Source organism: Cupriavidus necator N-1 (genome assembly GCF_000219215.1).
GTDB classification, from domain to species: Bacteria; Pseudomonadota; Gammaproteobacteria; order Burkholderiales; family Burkholderiaceae; genus Cupriavidus; species Cupriavidus necator.
The window spans coordinates 406,142-422,675 of sequence record NC_015727.1; the positions used below are offsets into that span (position 1 = coordinate 406,142).

11 protein-coding genes are annotated in these 16,534 nt (G+C 62.3%); 9 read left to right on the plus strand and 2 right to left on the minus strand.

Translation table 11 applies throughout. The features are described 5' to 3' along the window. Positions 1–11: 11 nt before the first annotated feature. A complete protein-coding gene (locus tag CNE_RS32005) occupies positions 12–1,190 on the minus strand; it encodes a thiolase family protein (RefSeq protein WP_013958884.1) in 1,179 nt (392 codons plus the stop codon). 55 nt (positions 1,191–1,245) lie between these two features. Between CNE_RS32005 and CNE_RS41270 the strand changes: the two genes are divergently transcribed. From CNE_RS41270 to CNE_RS32035, 6 genes are all read left to right on the plus strand, one after another. Further along, positions 1,246–1,494, plus strand: coding sequence for a hypothetical protein (locus CNE_RS41270; RefSeq protein ID WP_041229008.1), 249 nt, complete (start codon positions 1,246–1,248; stop codon positions 1,492–1,494). A 522-nt stretch (positions 1,495–2,016) separates the two neighbouring features. Further along, entirely contained in the window at positions 2,017–2,754 is a 738-nt protein-coding gene (locus CNE_RS32015; protein ID WP_041229200.1) for an SDR family NAD(P)-dependent oxidoreductase, read from the plus strand. A gap of 53 nt (positions 2,755–2,807) precedes the next feature. Next, positions 2,808–3,908 (plus strand): phosphotransferase family protein, encoded by a 1,101-nt coding sequence (locus tag CNE_RS32020; RefSeq protein ID WP_013958888.1) that lies wholly within the window; start codon positions 2,808–2,810, stop codon positions 3,906–3,908. Further along, complete coding sequence (locus CNE_RS32025) at positions 3,905–5,140, plus strand: acyl-CoA dehydrogenase family protein (RefSeq protein ID WP_013958889.1); 1,236 nt, start codon at positions 3,905–3,907, stop codon at positions 5,138–5,140. Before CNE_RS32020 ends, CNE_RS32025 begins: the two co-directional genes overlap by 4 nt. 159 nt (positions 5,141–5,299) lie before the next feature. Continuing rightward, complete coding sequence (locus CNE_RS32030; protein WP_041229009.1) at positions 5,300–6,592, plus strand: amidohydrolase family protein; 1,293 nt, start codon at positions 5,300–5,302, stop codon at positions 6,590–6,592. 37 nt (positions 6,593–6,629) lie between these two features. Beyond that, entirely contained in the window at positions 6,630–10,166 is a 3,537-nt protein-coding gene (locus tag CNE_RS32035; RefSeq protein WP_269148759.1) for an indolepyruvate ferredoxin oxidoreductase family protein, read from the plus strand. Between the two features lie 54 nt (positions 10,167–10,220). On the opposite strand, the gene CNE_RS32040 is transcribed toward CNE_RS32035, so the two are convergent. Further along, positions 10,221–10,784 (minus strand): nuclear transport factor 2 family protein, encoded by a 564-nt coding sequence (locus CNE_RS32040; protein WP_148271741.1) that lies wholly within the window; start codon positions 10,782–10,784, stop codon positions 10,221–10,223. Between the two features lie 258 nt (positions 10,785–11,042). Here CNE_RS32040 and CNE_RS32045 point away from each other — a divergent pair, with 258 nt between their 5' ends. The 3 genes from CNE_RS32045 (at position 11,043) to CNE_RS32055 (ending at position 16,386) form a co-directional block, all read left to right on the plus strand. Then, a complete protein-coding gene (locus CNE_RS32045) occupies positions 11,043–12,779 on the plus strand; it encodes an FAD-dependent oxidoreductase (protein WP_013958893.1) in 1,737 nt (578 codons plus the stop codon). Positions 12,780–13,169: 390 nt separating this feature from the next. Next, complete coding sequence (locus CNE_RS32050) at positions 13,170–14,804, plus strand: DUF1302 domain-containing protein (RefSeq protein WP_013958895.1); 1,635 nt, start codon at positions 13,170–13,172, stop codon at positions 14,802–14,804. A gap of 208 nt (positions 14,805–15,012) precedes the next feature. Further along, entirely contained in the window at positions 15,013–16,386 is a 1,374-nt protein-coding gene (locus CNE_RS32055; RefSeq protein WP_013958896.1) for a DUF1329 domain-containing protein, read from the plus strand. Positions 16,387–16,534: the final 148 nt, after the last annotated feature.

Here is a 16,534-nt window from a genome sequence, read left to right on the forward strand (position 1 = left end):
CCTCTTTGCTTTTATAGCCGTTCGATGATCGTCGCGTTGGCAAGGCCGCCCGCCTCGCACATCGTTTGCAGGCCGTAGCGGCCGCCTGTTTGCTCCAGCGCATGCAGCATCGTGGTCATCAGGCGGCCACCCGAGGCGCCCAGCGGGTGGCCAAGGGCGATTGCGCCACCACGCGGATTCAGGCGCTCCGGATCGGCGCCGATTTCACGCAGCCACGCCAGTGGCACGCTGGCAAACGCCTCGTTGACTTCGAAGTGATCGATATCGCCCGGCTTGAGGCCCGCTTTGGCGAGCGCGCGCTTTGTCGCCGGGATCGGTGCCGTCAGCATCATGTTGGGATCGTCGCCGATCACGTCGAACGCCACGAAGCGGGCGCGCGGCTTGAGCCGCAGGCGCACTGCCGTTTCCTCGCTCATCAGCAGCAACGCGGATGCACCATCGCACAGTTGGGAGGAGTTGCCCGCTGTCACACTCCAGCGGATTTCAGGATAGAGCGCCTGCATCTTTTCATCGACGAAAGACGGCTTCAGATGCGCAATGCTTTCCGCCGTGCAGTTGTCCCGGATGGTTTCGTCATGGCGGAAATCCACGCCATTTGCCGTCACCGGGACGATCTCGGAAGCGAATGCCCCGCTGTCGCGGGCTGCTTGTGCACGCTGGTGCGAACGCGCGGAATACGCATTCATCTCTTCGCGCGAGATGCCCCAGCGCCCCGCGATGCGCTCGGCTGCCGTGCCCTGCAGGATCAGCCCGTTCGCATAGCGTTCGTAGACCTGGGAGCCGACCGGATCCTGGCCGATGCGCGCGCTGAACATCGGAATCCGGCTCATCGACTCCACGCCGCCAGCGATCACGATGTCATAGGCGCCGGCAGCGATGCCCTGGGCGGCGAAATGCACCGCCTGCTGGCTCGAGCCGCAGCGCCGGTCCACCGTGGTGGACGGCACGGTTTCGGGCAATCCTGCGCCGAGCCACGCAAGACGGCCCGGATTGCCGGATTGCTCGCCAACCTGGCTCACGCAACCCACGATCACGTCATCGACCGAGGCAGGGTCGATGTCATGGCGCGTCATCAACGCCTTGAACAGGTTTCCCAGCATGTCCGTGGGGTGCAAGGACGAGAGCGCCCCGCCCGCTTTGCCGCGCGCCATCGGCGAGCGGATCGCGTCTACTATTACCGGATTCTTCATTGTCGTACCCTTTCTCTTTATCCCTGATCAGATTGCCGCGCATGGCGATGGACTTATGCTGAATCGCAACAAGTGCGCATCGCCGCTGCAGGAGAAGCTGCGATCCAGCATAAGTCATCGCCAAAATGAGGGACATGGCGAAAGCATGCTGGACAAATGCGATTGCGCTCTCAAGCAGTTAAGGATGGTGTTCAACGCCGCGTGCGTCGCCATCCGCCGCACCCCACGCAGCGTCAAGTTGACGTTGCCGGCCGCCGTGCGGTGTGCGGCCGCGGAAAAAATGCGGCATGTGCAAAATCAGTGAGCTGGCCAAGAGTTCCTCGTCACATCCAAGGTGCCAAAGCTGCTGAAAGCCCACGCCTGGTGCGCATTTTCACTGCCAACGCATGGGCTTTGTTCTCCATTGGATGTGGCATGGCTGCGCGCTTGTCAGGGCTGCGCGGCACCATGCAAACTCCGGCACAGAACATAACGAGGGTGCATGCACGATGCTTGACTTTGCCAGGCTGCAGGCTCTGCCCGATCTGCTTTCCCATCACGCGCAAGTGCGCCCGCTCGCGACGGCACTTGAGTTCGAGGGGCGCGTGACGTCGTATGCGGAGCTGGACGAGCGCTCCACGCGGCTCGCCGCACTAGTCCATCGAGATCGTCCAGGATCTTCCGCGCAATCCGAACGGCAAGGTGCTGCGCCGGCTGTTGCGGGAGCCTTACTGGACCGGTTATGACAGGCGCGTCGATTGACGCGATCCATTCCAGCCGGAGCGCAGCGCATCGTTTGCCGCAACCGGCCGGGATCCAGGAAGCAGGGAAACAAGAAATTGCAATGATGGAAAATACTTTCAACCTGAGTGGAAAGAGCGCGCTGGTCGTCGGCGGCTCGAGCGGCATCGGGAACGGAATCGCTCGAGCCTATCTGGAACGCGGGGCCACCGTGCATGTATGGGGTACGCGTGCCTGCGCGGCAGACTATGCCGGTGAAGCGGGATCAAACCTGGATGGATTGTGTTACGCGCAGGTAGATGTCTCGGACGCCGATGCGCTGACGCGCTTCGAGCCCTCATTCACGGAACTGGATATCCTGGTGCTGGCGCAGGGAGCGGTGAAGTACCGCCGGCAAGAGTTCGAGATCGAATCGTTCCGGCATGTGGTCGATGTCAACCTGAACAGCGTGATGCATTGCAGCCTCAGGTTCTTCGAGATGCTGAAGCGCTCGACCGGTTCGATCATCATCATCAGTTCGATCGGCGCCTACAAGTCCGTCAAGGGGAACCCCGCCTACGCCGCCTCCAAGGCCGGATTGCTGGGGCTGACGCGCACGCTGGGAGACGCCTGGGGGGCAGAGGGCGTGCGGGTGAATGCGATCGCTCCCGGCATGGTCGCGACGAAGATGACCGCCGTCACCACCGCACACCCCGACCGCCGTCAGGCCGCCCTGGACACGATATCAGTCGGCCGGTTCGGCACGCCTGAAGACATGGCTGGCGTGGCGCTGTTTCTCGCCTCTCCCCTTGCGTCCTACATCACCGGCCAGACGTTGATCGTCGACGGCGGTCGCAGCCTTTGAGTGAACCGGCGCCGGCCGCTTCGCGTTGGCGTCCAACCAGGAGTGAACGTCAAGTGTCACAGATTCAGCTTGCACAACCATCCGCCGCAGCGGCAACCGAAGATGTCTCCGCGCCGGTGGATCTCGTCGCGCTCGCGCGCTGGATGGACGAGAACGGCCTGGAAAGCGGGCCGGTTCACGCCGTATCCCGGATTGGCGGCGGCACACAGAATATCCTGTTGCGCTTCCGGCGCGGAGCGCGCGAATTCATTTTTCGTCATCCGCCCGCGCATCCGCGCCCGGAGAGCAACAAGACCATGATCCGCGAGTCTCGCGTGCTTGCGGCGCTTGCCTCTACCGGCGTGCCGCATCCGCGCCTGATTGCCACGTGTACCGACGAAACTGTGCTTGGTGCGGTGTTCTATCTGATGGAGCCGGTCGCCGGTTTCAATGCGACGGTCGCCATGCCAGGGCAAGCAAAGGAATCGCCCGAGCTACGTCACGCCATGGGCTTCGCGCTGATCGACGGCCTGGTCGCGCTGGCGAACGTGGACCACGAAGCGGTGGGACTGTCGGATTTCGGCCGGCTCGACGGCTTCCTGGAGCGCCAGGTCGGACGCTGGGCGGCGGAACTGGAGTCGTACCACCGCTATCCGGAATGGTCCGGACGGGGAGAGCTTGGCGATGTCCACGGCATCGGCGCATGGCTCGAGCAGAACCGGCCCGTCGGGATGAGGCCAGGCATCATGCATGGCGACTACCATATCGGCAATGTCCTTTACCACGCCGATGGCAGCCTGGCCGCGATCGTTGACTGGGAAATGGCGACGCTGGGCGATCCGCTGATGGATCTCGGCCGCCTGCTGTCCACCTGGCCGGATGGCGACGGGCCGCCGGTTCTTTCCATGCGGGTCGATCCATCAACCGGATTTCCGACGCGCGAGGCGCTGATTGCGCGATACGCAAAGAAATCGGCCAGGGATCTTTCGAACCTGCCGTGGTTCGAGATCCTTGCCTGTTACAAGCTCGGCATCCTGCTCGAAGGCACGTACGCGCGCGCGCAGGCAGGCAAGGCGGATCCGGCCACGGGCGCCCGGCTGCATGCAACCGCCATCGCGCTGCTCGAGCGCGCCCGACAACGAATCACCAGCAACCGAGAGAAGGTCCAACAATGAATTTTGAATACTCAGACCGTCAGCGGCAGCTTGGCGAGCGGGTGCGCGGCTTCATGACAGAGCATGTCTACCCGGCCGTGCCGGCCTATTTTGCCGAGCTGCAGCAGCAGCGCTGGCAGCAGCCGGCTGTGCTGCAGACGCTGAAGCAGACAGCGCGGGAAGCCGGGCTGTGGAACCTGTTCCTGCCGCCGTCGCCGGAGCATGATACCGATGAATTTCGTGGTGCCGGATACAGCAATCTCGAGTACGCACTGGCAGCCGAGGAAATGGGGCGCCTGACCTGGGCCTCGGAGGTGTTCAACTGTTCCGCGCCCGATACCGGCAACATGGAAGTGCTGCACCGCTACGGCACGCAAGCGCAGCAGGAACGCTGGCTGCGCCCGCTGATGCGCGGCGAGATCCGCTCGGCCTATGCGATGACCGAGCCGGATAGCGCATGCTCCGACGCCACCAACGTGCAGACCCGGATCGAGCGGCAGGGCGACGAGTATGTGATCAACGGCAGGAAATGGTGGATTTCCGGCGTGGGCGACCCGCGCTGCAAGCTGCTCATCGTCATGGGCAAGACCAATCCGGAGTCACCGCGGCACGCCCAGCAGTCGCAGATCCTGGTGCCGATCGACACTCCCGGCATCCACATCGGGCGAATGATGACCAATTTCGGCTATGACGATGCGCCGCATGGTCATTTCGAGGTGACGTTCGACAATGTACGCGTGCCGGCGGAAAACCTGGTCCTCGGGGAAGGGCGTGGTTTCGAGATTTCGCAGGGGCGCCTCGGCCCGGGCCGTATCCATCACTGCATGCGGATCGTCGGTCTTGCGGAGGTGGCGCTGGAGAAGATGACGCGGCGGCTGCTGGAGCGGCGCACCTTCGGCAAGGTCATTGCAGATCATTCCATCTGGGAGCAGCGCGTGGCGCAGGCGCGCATTGACATTGAGATGACCCGCCTGCTGACGCTGAAGGCGGCCGACATGATGGACAAGGTCGGCAACAAGGTGGCACGCCTGGAAATCTCGATGATCAAGGTGGCTGCGCCTCGCACCGCGTTGCGCATCATCGACCATGCGATCCAGTCGTTCGGCGCGGGCGGGCTGGACAGCGATGCCGGTACCGCGGCCCTGTTCGCCCGGGTAAGAGCCTTGCGCATCGCCGATGGTCCGGACGAGGTACACGCACGCACCATTGCCAAGCTCGAATACGCGAAGTACGCGGCGAAGGCCGCCGCCTGACGCCATGGCTTGTCCCACTTCGACAAGGCCGGCAGCCGCTATCGGGACAGGGGGGACAGGGCACTGGTAGCAGCCGGCAATTCAGCCTGCCAGCTCAGGCAAGTCTGAGCTGGCCAGATGGGTAATGTCATCGGGCAGCCAAATACAAAGAGAGATCACGTGGGCCAGCGTACCATCTTCACGTCCGCCACCTTGTATGACGGGCGCAATTCGAAACAGACCGGAATGACGGTTGTGGTCGAGGGTGGCAGGATTTCCGCCATCCACCGCGAGCGCGCCGACCCTGGCGGCGGACGACACATCGACCTCGCGGGCAGGACGATCATGCCCGGCATGACCGTCGGTCACTGGCATGGCGAGTTCGTGAATATCGGGCCACCGCTGTTTGCTTCCGGACGGGCCGGGACCTTCGTCGGGACCGAGCAGCCGCCGGCGATTCTCGCGTTGCAGGCGGCATCGGCGCTGCGCAGCGCACTGATGTCGGGGGTGCTGCGCGTCATTTCCGCGGCATGTTCCAACAACCTCGATGGCCAGATGAAAATGGCACTGGAATCGGGACTGATCGAGGGGGCAGATATCGTACCGTGCAGCCGCCATATCCTGGGAACGGCGGACCAGGAGGACCGCGGGCAGTGGTGGCGGTCGCCGGCGCCGGTCTGTGATGGGCTGCGCCGCATTGGCGGCAATGTGTTCGCCGATGGCGTCGATGCCATGGTGCGGGCGGTGCGCCAGGAGATCCTGTTTGGCGCCGAGATTGTCAAAACCTACATCGACGGCGGCCACGGTCTGGACTGGACGCCTGGTTATCGATCCATTTCCCTGTCCGAACTGCGCGCACTGGTCGACGCCGCGCACGAGCGCGACAAGCGCGTGCGGGTGCACGTGACCAACAAGGCATCGATCCTGAAATGCATCGAAGCCGGCGTCGACATTCTCGATCATTGCGATTACCTGGACGAGCAATGCATCGAGGCGATGGCCGGGCACGGCACCTACTTCATCCCCAGCCCGGTGTTCGGCAAGCTCGCGAGCAGTGCCGCCCGGGGGGAGCGCCTTGACCCGGCCAATCCGGTCGACCGCACCTGGCTGAATCTGCTCGAGATGGTGCCGAAAGCGAACGCGGCCGGGGTGCGTATCGTCCCCGGCGACGACTTCGGCGCCCAGGGCATGCTGCATGCACCGGGCGTGTATGGACGCGAGCTCGAAATCTATGTCAAGGATTTCGGCATCCCGGCCGATGATGTGATTCGCTGGGCGACGGCCAATGGCGCGCAGATGGCGCTCGCCGACCACGAGAGCGGCACGCTCGAGACCGGCAAGGCGGCCGATCTCATCGTCCTTGACGGGGACCCGGGAGAGGACATCGGGATCCTGTGCGATCCGGCGCGCTATCTCAAGCTGATCCTGCAGCGCGGGCGGATCGTGAAAGACGAACTGGGCTCGGCCCACTGATCATGGCCTGGCTTCGCCCGCAAGCGCGGCTCCGGGGCTGCGCGGCAATGGATGGCGCGGGTACGCGACCTGCCAAGGAGACTCGCCAATGCGCGACGTAACGGTTGAAGACAAGTATCTGCTGGAAGCCGGAATGGCCATGATGACCGGAATCCAGGCATTGGTGCGGCTGCCCATGCTGCAGCGTGGACTCGATCGCAAGCGTGGACTCAATACCGCCGGCTTCATCTCGGGTTATCGCGGATCGCCGCTTGGCGCCTACGACCTGGAATTGTGGAAGGCGAAGGCACACCTGGAACGCGAGGACATCCTGTTTCAGCCCGGGGTCAACGAGGACCTGGCTGCAACCGCCGTGTGGGGCACGCAGACGCTTGGGCCGCTGCACAGGCCGACGAAGGACGGCATATTCGCTATCTGGTACGGGAAGGGACCGGGCGTGGACCGGTCGGGCGACCCGTTGCGGCATGGCAATATCGCCGGAACCCATCCCAATGGCGGCGTGCTGGTGGTCGCGGGGGATGACCATGCCGGGAAATCGTCGAGCATCGCCCATCAAAGCGAAAGCGTGCTCATGCATGCGGGAATCCCGGTGCTGGCGCCGTCCAATGTGCAGGATATCCTCGATTTCGGCCTGCTGGGATTCGCGCTGTCGCGTTACACCGGTCTTTATGCCGGACTGAAAGTCTGCAACGAGGTCATCGAACAAACGATGACGGTGGCGATCCCCGCGCACGCGGGAGCATGGGCATTGCCGGAACGCGGCAGCGCGCCGCCCACGGGCTTTCACAATTATCCCAGCGACCGCGACCGGATCCAGTCGGAGATCGTGGTCAAGCGCTACCGCCTGCCGTTGGTCGAACGGTTCTTGCGAGCCAATTATGTCAACCGGGTCCTGGTGGAGGCGACGCAACGCCGGCTTGGCATCGTTACCGCGGGCAAGGCGGTACAGGACGTGCGACAGGCGCTCGGTCTTCTGGGCCTGAGCGATGCGCACGCCACCCGGCTCGGCATCTCGGTCTACCAGCTGGGTTGCGTGTATCCGCTCGAGCCGCAAGGGATGGCGGATTTCGCGCGGGGACAGCAGGAATTGCTGTTCATCGAAGAAAAGAACCCGATCGTGGAGCACCAGGCAAAGGTGGCCTTGTATGGCCAGCCCGGCATGCCGCGCATCGTCGGCAAGACCGATGAAGACGGCATCGCAATGATTGCGTGCGACACGCAGCTGGAGCCGCTGAAGCTGGCCATCGTGATCGGTGAGCGCCTGCGGCGGCTTGGCATCGAGGACGCGGAGGTTGCGGCGCGTGTACAGCGGCTGATCGGGCAGGCGGAACTCGCAGCCGCTCTGAATCCGCCCACCGACGTGGTTCGCGCACCCTATTTCTGTTCCGGTTGTCCGCACAATACCGGAACCCGCTTCCCGGAAGGCAGCGTTGCCGCCGGCGGCATCGGTTGCCATGCGATGGCCATGTACAGTGGTCCGGAGATGCTGACCACCAGCCACATGGGCGGGGAGGGTGCGCATTGGTACAGCGTTGCCCATTTCTCCGGGGTGCCGCACATATTCCAGAACATGGGCGATGGCACCTATTACCATTCCGGGCTGCTGGCGATTCGCGGAGCGATTGCCGCCAACGTCAACATGACGTTCAAGATCTTGTTCAACGACGCGGTGGCAATGACGGGCGGCCAGCCGGTGGATGGGCCGCTCACGCCAGGAGATATCACGAGGCAGGTCCTGGCCGAAGGGGTGAAGCGCTGTGTGCTGGTGACCGACCGGCCCGATCTTTACGGTCCTCGCAGTGGCCTGGCTGACGGCGTCGCCGTCCACCACCGCGATCACTACGACACCGTTCAAAGGCAACTGCGCGAGATCAAGGGCGTCACGGTCGTCATCTACGAGCAGACCTGTGCCGCCGAGAAACGGCGTCGCCGCAAGCGCGACAAGTTTTCCGATCCGCCCAGGCGCATGTTCATCCATGCCGAGGTATGCGAAGGCTGCGGCGACTGTTCGACACAGTCCAATTGCGTGAGCGTGTGGCCGAAGGAAACGGAGCTCGGGCGCAAACGGGAAATCGACCAGTCGAACTGCAACAAGGATTACAGCTGCGTCAAGGGGTTCTGCCCGAGCTTTGTGACGGTGCTTGGGGCCGAGCCGCGCAAGCCGGAAACCGCGGACCTCGCGGGCCTGTCCCTGACTGGCTTGCCTGCTCCGGCGGTCGCTCCGATCGGGGAAGCGGGATTCAATCTCATGATTTCCGGCATTGGCGGCACCGGCGTGGTCACCATCGGCGCATTGCTCGGGATGGCGGCCCACCTTGAGCGCAAGGCCTGTTCCATCTTCGATATGACTGGCCTGAGCGTCAAGAACGGCGCGGTGTTCAGCCATGTCCGCATCGCCGCGAACCAGGGCCAGTTGAGAGCGGCCAGGCTGGGTGCGGCCGAGGCCGACCTTGCATTGGCCTTCGACGCGGTTGCCGCGCTGTCCAGGGAGCCGGCTGCGACTTATGATGCCACGCGCACGCGCACCGTGGCCAACGCGAGGATCGTTCCGGTTGCCGCATTCCAGCGTAATCCCGATCTGACCATCGACCAGCGTCAGATCGTCCGGAAGCTGGAAAAGCAATGCGCGGAACTGGAGGTCGTCGATGCCACCGGGCTGGGGTTGGCGTTGCTCGGCGATGCCATCGCCGCCAACCTGTTCTTGCTCGGCCATGCATGCCAGCGTGGCCTGCTTCCCGTGACTCCGGAAGCGGTGGAAAGGGCGGTGGAAATCAATGGCGTGGCGATTGCCTTCAACAAGAAGGCCTTCGCCCTCGGACGCTACTACGCGATCGATCCGGCAGCGCTGGAGGCAGCGGCCGGTGCGCGGCAGAAGATCAACTTCAAGTCCCTGAGCGAACTGCCCGACATCGTGGCGCACCGCAGCCACATGTTGACCGCTTACCAGAACGCCGCTTATGCGGAGCGCTATCGGCGCCTGGTGCAGCGTGTCGTCACCGCAGAGGAACGCGTGATGCCCGGCAAGACCGCCCTGGCAGTCGCGGTTGCGCGTAATTTCGCCAGGCTGATGGCTTATAAGGATGAATATGAAGTCGCCCGCCTGTATTCGGACCCGGCGTTCAAGCGGCAACTCAGGGACGCATTCGAGGATGGCGCAACGATCCGCTACAACCTGGCGCCGCCGCTGTTGGCCAGGCGCGATCCCGGGTCCGGCCATCTGATCAAGCGCGAATTCGGCCCGTGGCTGGCAAAGCTCTTTCCGCTGCTCGCGAACCTGAAGGGATTGCGCGGTACGCCGCTGGATCTGTTCGGCTATACGGCGGAACGCCGCATGGAGCGGAGCTTGATTGACCATTATGAGATGCAGATGACAATGGTCGCGGACTGCCTGACGCCTTCCAGTCATGCGGTGGCCATCGAACTGGCCGGTATTGCAGGGCAGATCCGGGGCTTCGGGCATGTGAAGGAAGCTAACGTGGTCAAGGCGCGCGCGCTCGAGCGTCGCACTCTGGAGCGCTTTCATGCGGCCTGTGCGTCCGCTTGCGTGGAGCCAAGGACCGCGGTCCAGGCGTAGGGCCGCCGCGCCTGCCGCTTCACAAGGACAGGCGCGGTGGCGCAATCGCCGTGATCAGGCGCCGGCTTGCTTTTCCGGCCGCGGCTTGCCGTAGTTCTGCTTCAATGCCTCCAGCGGATTGTAGAACTCCTTCCAGTGGGTGACCTTGCCATCCTTGCAGGCCATGATGAAGATGTAATGATTGCCGTAGGGCGGCCGACCGCTCCTGTAAGTGCCATGGGAGCGGCCTTCGATGATGATCTTGTCCCCGCAGTCGAGCACTTCCTGCGGGTCGATGCGGAAGGTCTCAAATACCTTTTCGACACTGAATTCCCTGATCATTTCGTCAACCCCATAGTGGGTTTGAGCGCCGTTCGGGTGAAACGGGAAATCAAGGACGATGTCGGGGGCGCAGCAGGTGCGGAACCCTTCCAGGTTGCGCTCGCTGGCGCAGGCCAGAGCGCGCAGTGCCAGTCGCGCATTGGGGGAGAGGTCGTCAGGAACCATTGCCTGTCCTTTCAGGAAATGCGTTGTGGTGAGCGGCCGGGATTGCCAGGCCGCCGGCTTGATCGGTCCTCCGCGTTGTCGCGCGCAGGACCATCGGGATGACGCGAAGCGTCCCGGCAGTACGTTAGCCATGGCGATCTTGTGACGCCAGTCGGATGTATTCGATATCCACTGCAGGAAAGCCTGATTGCGCAAGCGTGATCAATCGCGTTGGCGGCTGCCGCCTTCGCTCGGCTATCCTCTTTATGACGATTTGTGCTGGCTTTTGCGTGGATTGCGATACGGGTTGCGGTACGGGTCTTTGCATTGCCTCGCCATCCATCGCACGGCAGCGCTGAAACGCTTGCGGGCAGCAGCCTGGCACCAATAACTATGACATAGGGCCAATCGATGGCAGAGACATATGATGTGGTGGTGGTGGGGTCGGGTGCCGCTGGTTTGATGGCGGCCGCGCGTGCGGCTTACCACGGATTAAGCGTACTGGTGGTGGAGAAGGCGCACCAGTGGGGTGGCACGTCCGCGTCCTCGGGGGGCGGTGTGTGGGTGCCGAATCACGGACTGGGCAGCCCCGGTGACTCCCGCGAGAAGGCGCTCACCTATCTGCAGGCGGTCTCGAAGGGCGATGTCCGTCGCGACCGGCTTGAGTCGTTCGTGGACAACGGGCCGAGGATGCTGCAGTTCCTCGAACAGATCGGGGTTCGGCTGCATGTGCTGGACGGCTATCCGGATTACTTCCCGGACGCGCCGGGCGCCCACATCGGCCGGGCGCTGTTTCCCTATGAGATTGACGCGATGGAGGTGGGAGACAGCGTGCATGCGATGCGCTCCGCTCCGGTGCGCGGCAAGCTGTTCAACCGCTATTCCTTCGGCCTGGATGAGGCATTTACGCTGGCGACCCGCGCGCCACGCTGGCGGCGCGTCATTATCAGTATCTTCAAGCGTTACTGGCTTGACTTCGAATGGCGCAGGATCACGCGGCGCGACCGCCGCCTGACGATGGGCAACGCGCTGACGGGAGGATTGCGCAGGGAAGTCGACCGGCGCGGCGTAAAGATCCAGCTCAACACCGCCCTGGAGGATCTGGTGCTGCACGAAGGCACGGTGACTGGTGTCAGGCTGGTGCGCAACGATCGCCACTATGTCGCCCATGTGCGCCACGGTGTCGTGATGGCTTCGGGCGGCTTCGAGTGGAACCAGGAAATGCGCAATCGGTATTTCACGGTGCCGACGCCTGCGAACTGGAGTTCCAGTCCGGAGCGCGCCAACGACGGCGCCGGCACCCTCGCCGCCCAACGGGTTGGGGCCGCTACGGAGTTCATGGAGACCGGCTGGTTCATCCCCAGCATGCTCTTGCCCACCATCGGCGTGCCTAACGCGGAAATGACGCATCAAATGTCGTTTGACCATGGCCGTCCCCATAGCGTCTGCGTCAACCGCAATGGCGTGCGCTTCGTCAAGGAATGCATCGCCTACGATCAGTTCGGCCTGGCGATGCTGGAGGACCATGCGACAACTGGCGCAAACATGACCGTCTGGCTGGTGTTCGATGCGCAATTCCGCGAGAAATACAATGCCGGTGGCTTCATGCTCAACGCCATCATGCCAGATCGCAAGGTGCCGAGAGAGTGGTGGAATCATTATGTCTATCGCGCCGACACCATCGAAGAGCTGGCGGCCAGGATTGAAATCGATCCCAAGGCATTGTCGCAGACCGTGCGCAAGATGAACGAATATGCCAGGACTGGCGTCGATCCGGAGTTCGGTCGTGGCAGCGACGACTATGACAGATTTACCGGCGACGCGCGCATCACGCCCAATTCCTCCATCGGATCGATCGATACGCCGCCGTATTACGCAGTGCCAGTCGTTCTCGGCGACATGGGGACCAAGGGCGGCCTGAAGTGCGATGCGAATGCGCGGGTGCTGGGCCCGTCCGACAAGCCAATACCCGGCTTGTATGCCGCTGGCAATGCGGCGGGGTCCCCTTTCGGTGTCTGCTATCCCGGCGCCGGAGGCACGATCGGCCCGGCGATGACGTTTGGGTTCGTTGCGGTGGAGGACATCGTGGCGCGAATGCCGCGGCGGTGCCAGACCGACACTGTGCCGCCCAAGGCGCAATCAATGTGAGAGGTTGCCGCTCTCGATGAAGCCGATTGGAACCCGGCATCTCTCTTCACGTGTGGCGGCCTATTCCATCGAGACTCAGCAGCCACGCCATGTGGCAGTCGAGTTGCATCCGGCATGGCTGATTGTCTGAGCAAAGCGAGCAGAGCAAAGGCCTGCCACGTTTCGTCAAAACTGTTGGCCTCTACAGACATGTTTTCGGACGCAAATTCTCTGCGATTCAGCTTAAATTCAATGCCATAAGGGCGGATGAAATTAGGCATAAGTTCAATCGTTCGCCAATCGATCAGCTGGAAAAAAAATAACACAGCGTCGTCGCATGCTCTCTGATCGATACGCAGACCGCTCGGAAATGGAATTGGAATGCACATCAAAGAGGAGAGAGACAGAAAAATGAGCAACATCAAAGGATGGGCCAGAGGCTTGCATGCCGCCGCCGCGTTGGGTCTGTTGATCGGCGTGGCCCGCGATGCCCAGGCCTTCAAGTTCGACCTGCCGGATCCGGACTTCGAAGTCCGCTGGGACAATACCGTTCGCTACAACATCGGCATTCGCGCGGAAGGCCGGGATTCGAGAATCATCAATAATCCGCTGTTCGACACGTCCGATATGAAGTTCGACCAGGGCGACCTGGTCACCAATCGTGTCGACCTGTTGTCCGAGATGGACGTGGTTTATAAAGGCCGTCACGGCTTCAGGATCAGCGCGGCCGGCTGGTACGACAATGCGTACAGCGACACCAAGGTCGAAGGCAATCCGATTTTCGGTCCTCCCAGCTCCTACCCTGGCGGCAATTACACCAATTACGTCAAGCGATATAACCGGGGCCCTTCCGGAGAGTTCCTGGATGCCTTTGCCTTCACCAAATTTGACCTTGGCAATGTCCCGGTCAATCTGAAATTGGGTCAGCACACCACCTACTGGGGCGAGTCGCTTTTTTCCTTGTCAAACAGCATCGCGTATTCGCAGGGTCCGGTGGACGTAATCAAGGCGACTGCCAATCCGGGCAGCCAGGCGAAGGAACTGTTTCTACCGATAGCGCAAATCTCGGGTCAGGCGCAATTGACTGAAGAGCTGTCGGTGGCGGCTTTGTATTTCCTCGACTGGAAACCATGGCGCTTGCCTGATGGCGGCACGTACTTCGGCTCCGCCAATTTCTTCTCGGTGGGCGGCGGTACCTTTGTCCAGCCCGGCGTCCCGTTCCTCGGCGCCAGCGATCGCCCCCGCAACACCGGCGACTGGGGCGTCATGGGCCGGTGGTCGCCGGATTGGCTGCAGGGCACGGTCGGATTCTATTACCGCGAGTTTGACGAGAAGCTGCCCTGGGTGGTCTTCAATCCCGGCTTTTCGAGCGCTCGCCTTGCCTATGCGGAGAATACCAAGCTCTATGGTGTCAGCCTGGCGAAACAGTTGGGCGGGGCGAGTATCGGCGCGGAAGTCTCCTATCGCAAGGATGCTGCGCTGAATAGCAATGCGGCACTCAGTGCTCAGGGGGCTCGTGGCGATACCGTGCACGCTCTTGTTAATGGCATCGCGTACTTTGGTAACAGCCCGCTGTGGGGCGCGGCTCCCCTTACCGCCGAACTGAACTATACGCACCTGATCAAGGCAAAAAGCAATGGTGGCCTGCTTCCGCTGGAGGGAACGGCCGCCTGCGTATCCGCCACGCCGGGCGTGCCGGGCGATGTCTACGATGGCTGCGTCACCAAGAACGCATGGGCGTTGAACCTGTCGTTTGAACCGGTGTGGTACCAGGTTCTGCCGGGCGTGGACCTCAAGGCCCCGCTGAGTTACTCCATCGGCCTCGGCGGCAACGCGGCAACCCTCGGCGGCAGCCGCAAAGGAAACGGCGCCTACAGCATCGGGCTGACGGCGGAGGTGCACAACCGCTATTCCATTTCGCTCAAGTATAACGATTACCTCGTCAAGTTCCGCGACAACGGCACCGCGGTCACGACCAACAACGGTGGCGGCGCGCTCTATTCCGATCGAGGCTGGGTTTCTCTGACTTTTCAGACCTCGCTCTAACAGGTCGCCGAAAAACCGCTTTACCAACCTCGGCGCAACGCAGATGCCCTTACCGAGCGGCACACCCTCGATTTTCCCGGCAAGGTCGGAAGGGTAGGGCATCACTTGCAAGCCATCAGTCGGGCAGGCAGGCAGTTCAGGCACCTCCCAATGCGTCAATGCGTTGGGACGCTGTGATTGAACTTACGTAGAAACTGAAGGAGACACCATGAACTACGGCATGAAATCCATTGCGTTGACCCTCGCGGCGCTTGGCGCCGGGACCGCGATTGCCGCTATTCCCGCCGAAGAGGCGAAGCAACTGGAAGGCGCGCTGACACCTTTCGGCGCCATCAAGGCGGGCAACAAGAGCGGCACGATTCCTGAATATACTGGCGTTCCCCTCACGCCGCCGGCTTCGTTCGATCCGAAAAATCCAGGCTATTTGCCGGACCCGTTTGCCAGCGACAAGCCATTGTTCTCGATCGATGCGAAGAATATGGCGCAGCATGTCGACAAGCTGGCTGAAGGCGTGAAGGCGATGCTTGCCAGACATCCGGGATACCACCTGAACGTTTATCCCAGTCGCCGTACGATGATCTATCCGAAGTACGCGCTGGATGGCTCCATGGCGAATGCGACGAATTGCAAACTGGAGAATGACAACCTGACCGGTTGCCAGGCTGGTGTGCCGTTCCCGATTCCCAGGAATGGGGAGGAGGCGATCTGGAACCATCTGCTTGCGTTCTACGGCGTATCGAGTACGTACACGTTGGGTAGCTACGTCGTGGACAGGTCCGGAAGGATGACCTTGATGTCGTGGTTTCGGGCTTCCGAAGATAAGCCTTACTGGGATTCCAGCAACAAGGGCGATGGATCTGCAAAGCTCCTCAGCCGCGTTCGCTATGACACCGACGAACCGGCCCGCAGCGCAGGCGAGCGGCTGCTCCTGATCAGTCCGATCGACCAGAAGGAAGTCGCGCCCGTCTACCAGTATCTGCCCGGACAGCGCCGTGTGAAGCTGTCGCCGGACCTTGCCTACGACACGCCGAATCCGTCGTCGGGTGGCGTTTCCGCGATGGACGAGGTCCGCGGCTTTTATGGGAAGACGGACCGTTTCAACTGGAAGCTGATCGGCAAGAAGGAAATGTACATTCCCTATAACGCCTACAAGACGCTTTCTCCGGAGTGCAGCGAAGAGAAGATGCACACGAAGGACTTCCTGAACCCCGCCTGCGTGCGCTGGGAATTGCACCGGGTCTGGCACATCGAGGCAACGCTGAAGGAAGGGAAGCGCCATATCTTCTCGAAGCGGATCATGTACATCGACGAGGATTCCTTTGGCGCTGGTGTCTATGACGGTTACGACGCGGCGGGCAATCTGTACCGCACGACTCAGCAATTGCCGTACTACGTGTACAGCGACCCGAAACAGGGGACGGGGATGTTCAGCCAGCCGTTCGTGACTTACGACCTGCAGACCGGCGCCTACGGTTCCTTCAACCACGTCGCCTTTTCGCGCAAAGGCCAGGTGCCTGTGCCGGGCCGCGTGGCGGACCGTGAGTACACGCCAGGCGCGCTGGCCGGCGGCGGTATCCGCTAACGGCGATTGGCTTTCCGGATGCGGCGCCGAGAGGTGCCGCACCGTCTTGCGCATGCTGTCCGCTGCATCGCCACGTTGCCGTCGATGGCGCCCTTGATCAGATTGCATGGCCAGGGACGCTAGTCACAGTTCCCTCCGAGGGTTAAGT

Bases quoted from the DNA above. Each gene is read 5' to 3' on its own strand.
- CNE_RS32005 (WP_013958884.1), bottom strand. From the start codon at position 1,190: ATGAAGAATCCGGTAATAGTAGACGCGATCCGCTCGCCGATGGCGCGC.
- CNE_RS41270 (WP_041229008.1), top strand. From the start codon at position 1,246: ATGCTGAATCGCAACAAGTGCGCATCGCCGCTGCAGGAGAAGCTGCGA.
- CNE_RS32015 (WP_041229200.1), top strand. From the start codon at position 2,017: ATGGAAAATACTTTCAACCTGAGTGGAAAGAGCGCGCTGGTCGTCGGC.
- CNE_RS32025 (WP_013958889.1), top strand. From the start codon at position 3,905: ATGAATTTTGAATACTCAGACCGTCAGCGGCAGCTTGGCGAGCGGGTG.
- CNE_RS32040 (WP_148271741.1), bottom strand. From the start codon at position 10,784: ATGGCTAACGTACTGCCGGGACGCTTCGCGTCATCCCGATGGTCCTGC.
- CNE_RS32045 (WP_013958893.1), top strand. From the start codon at position 11,043: ATGGCAGAGACATATGATGTGGTGGTGGTGGGGTCGGGTGCCGCTGGT.
- CNE_RS32050 (WP_013958895.1), top strand. From the start codon at position 13,170: ATGAGCAACATCAAAGGATGGGCCAGAGGCTTGCATGCCGCCGCCGCG.
- CNE_RS32055 (WP_013958896.1), top strand. From the start codon at position 15,013: ATGAACTACGGCATGAAATCCATTGCGTTGACCCTCGCGGCGCTTGGC.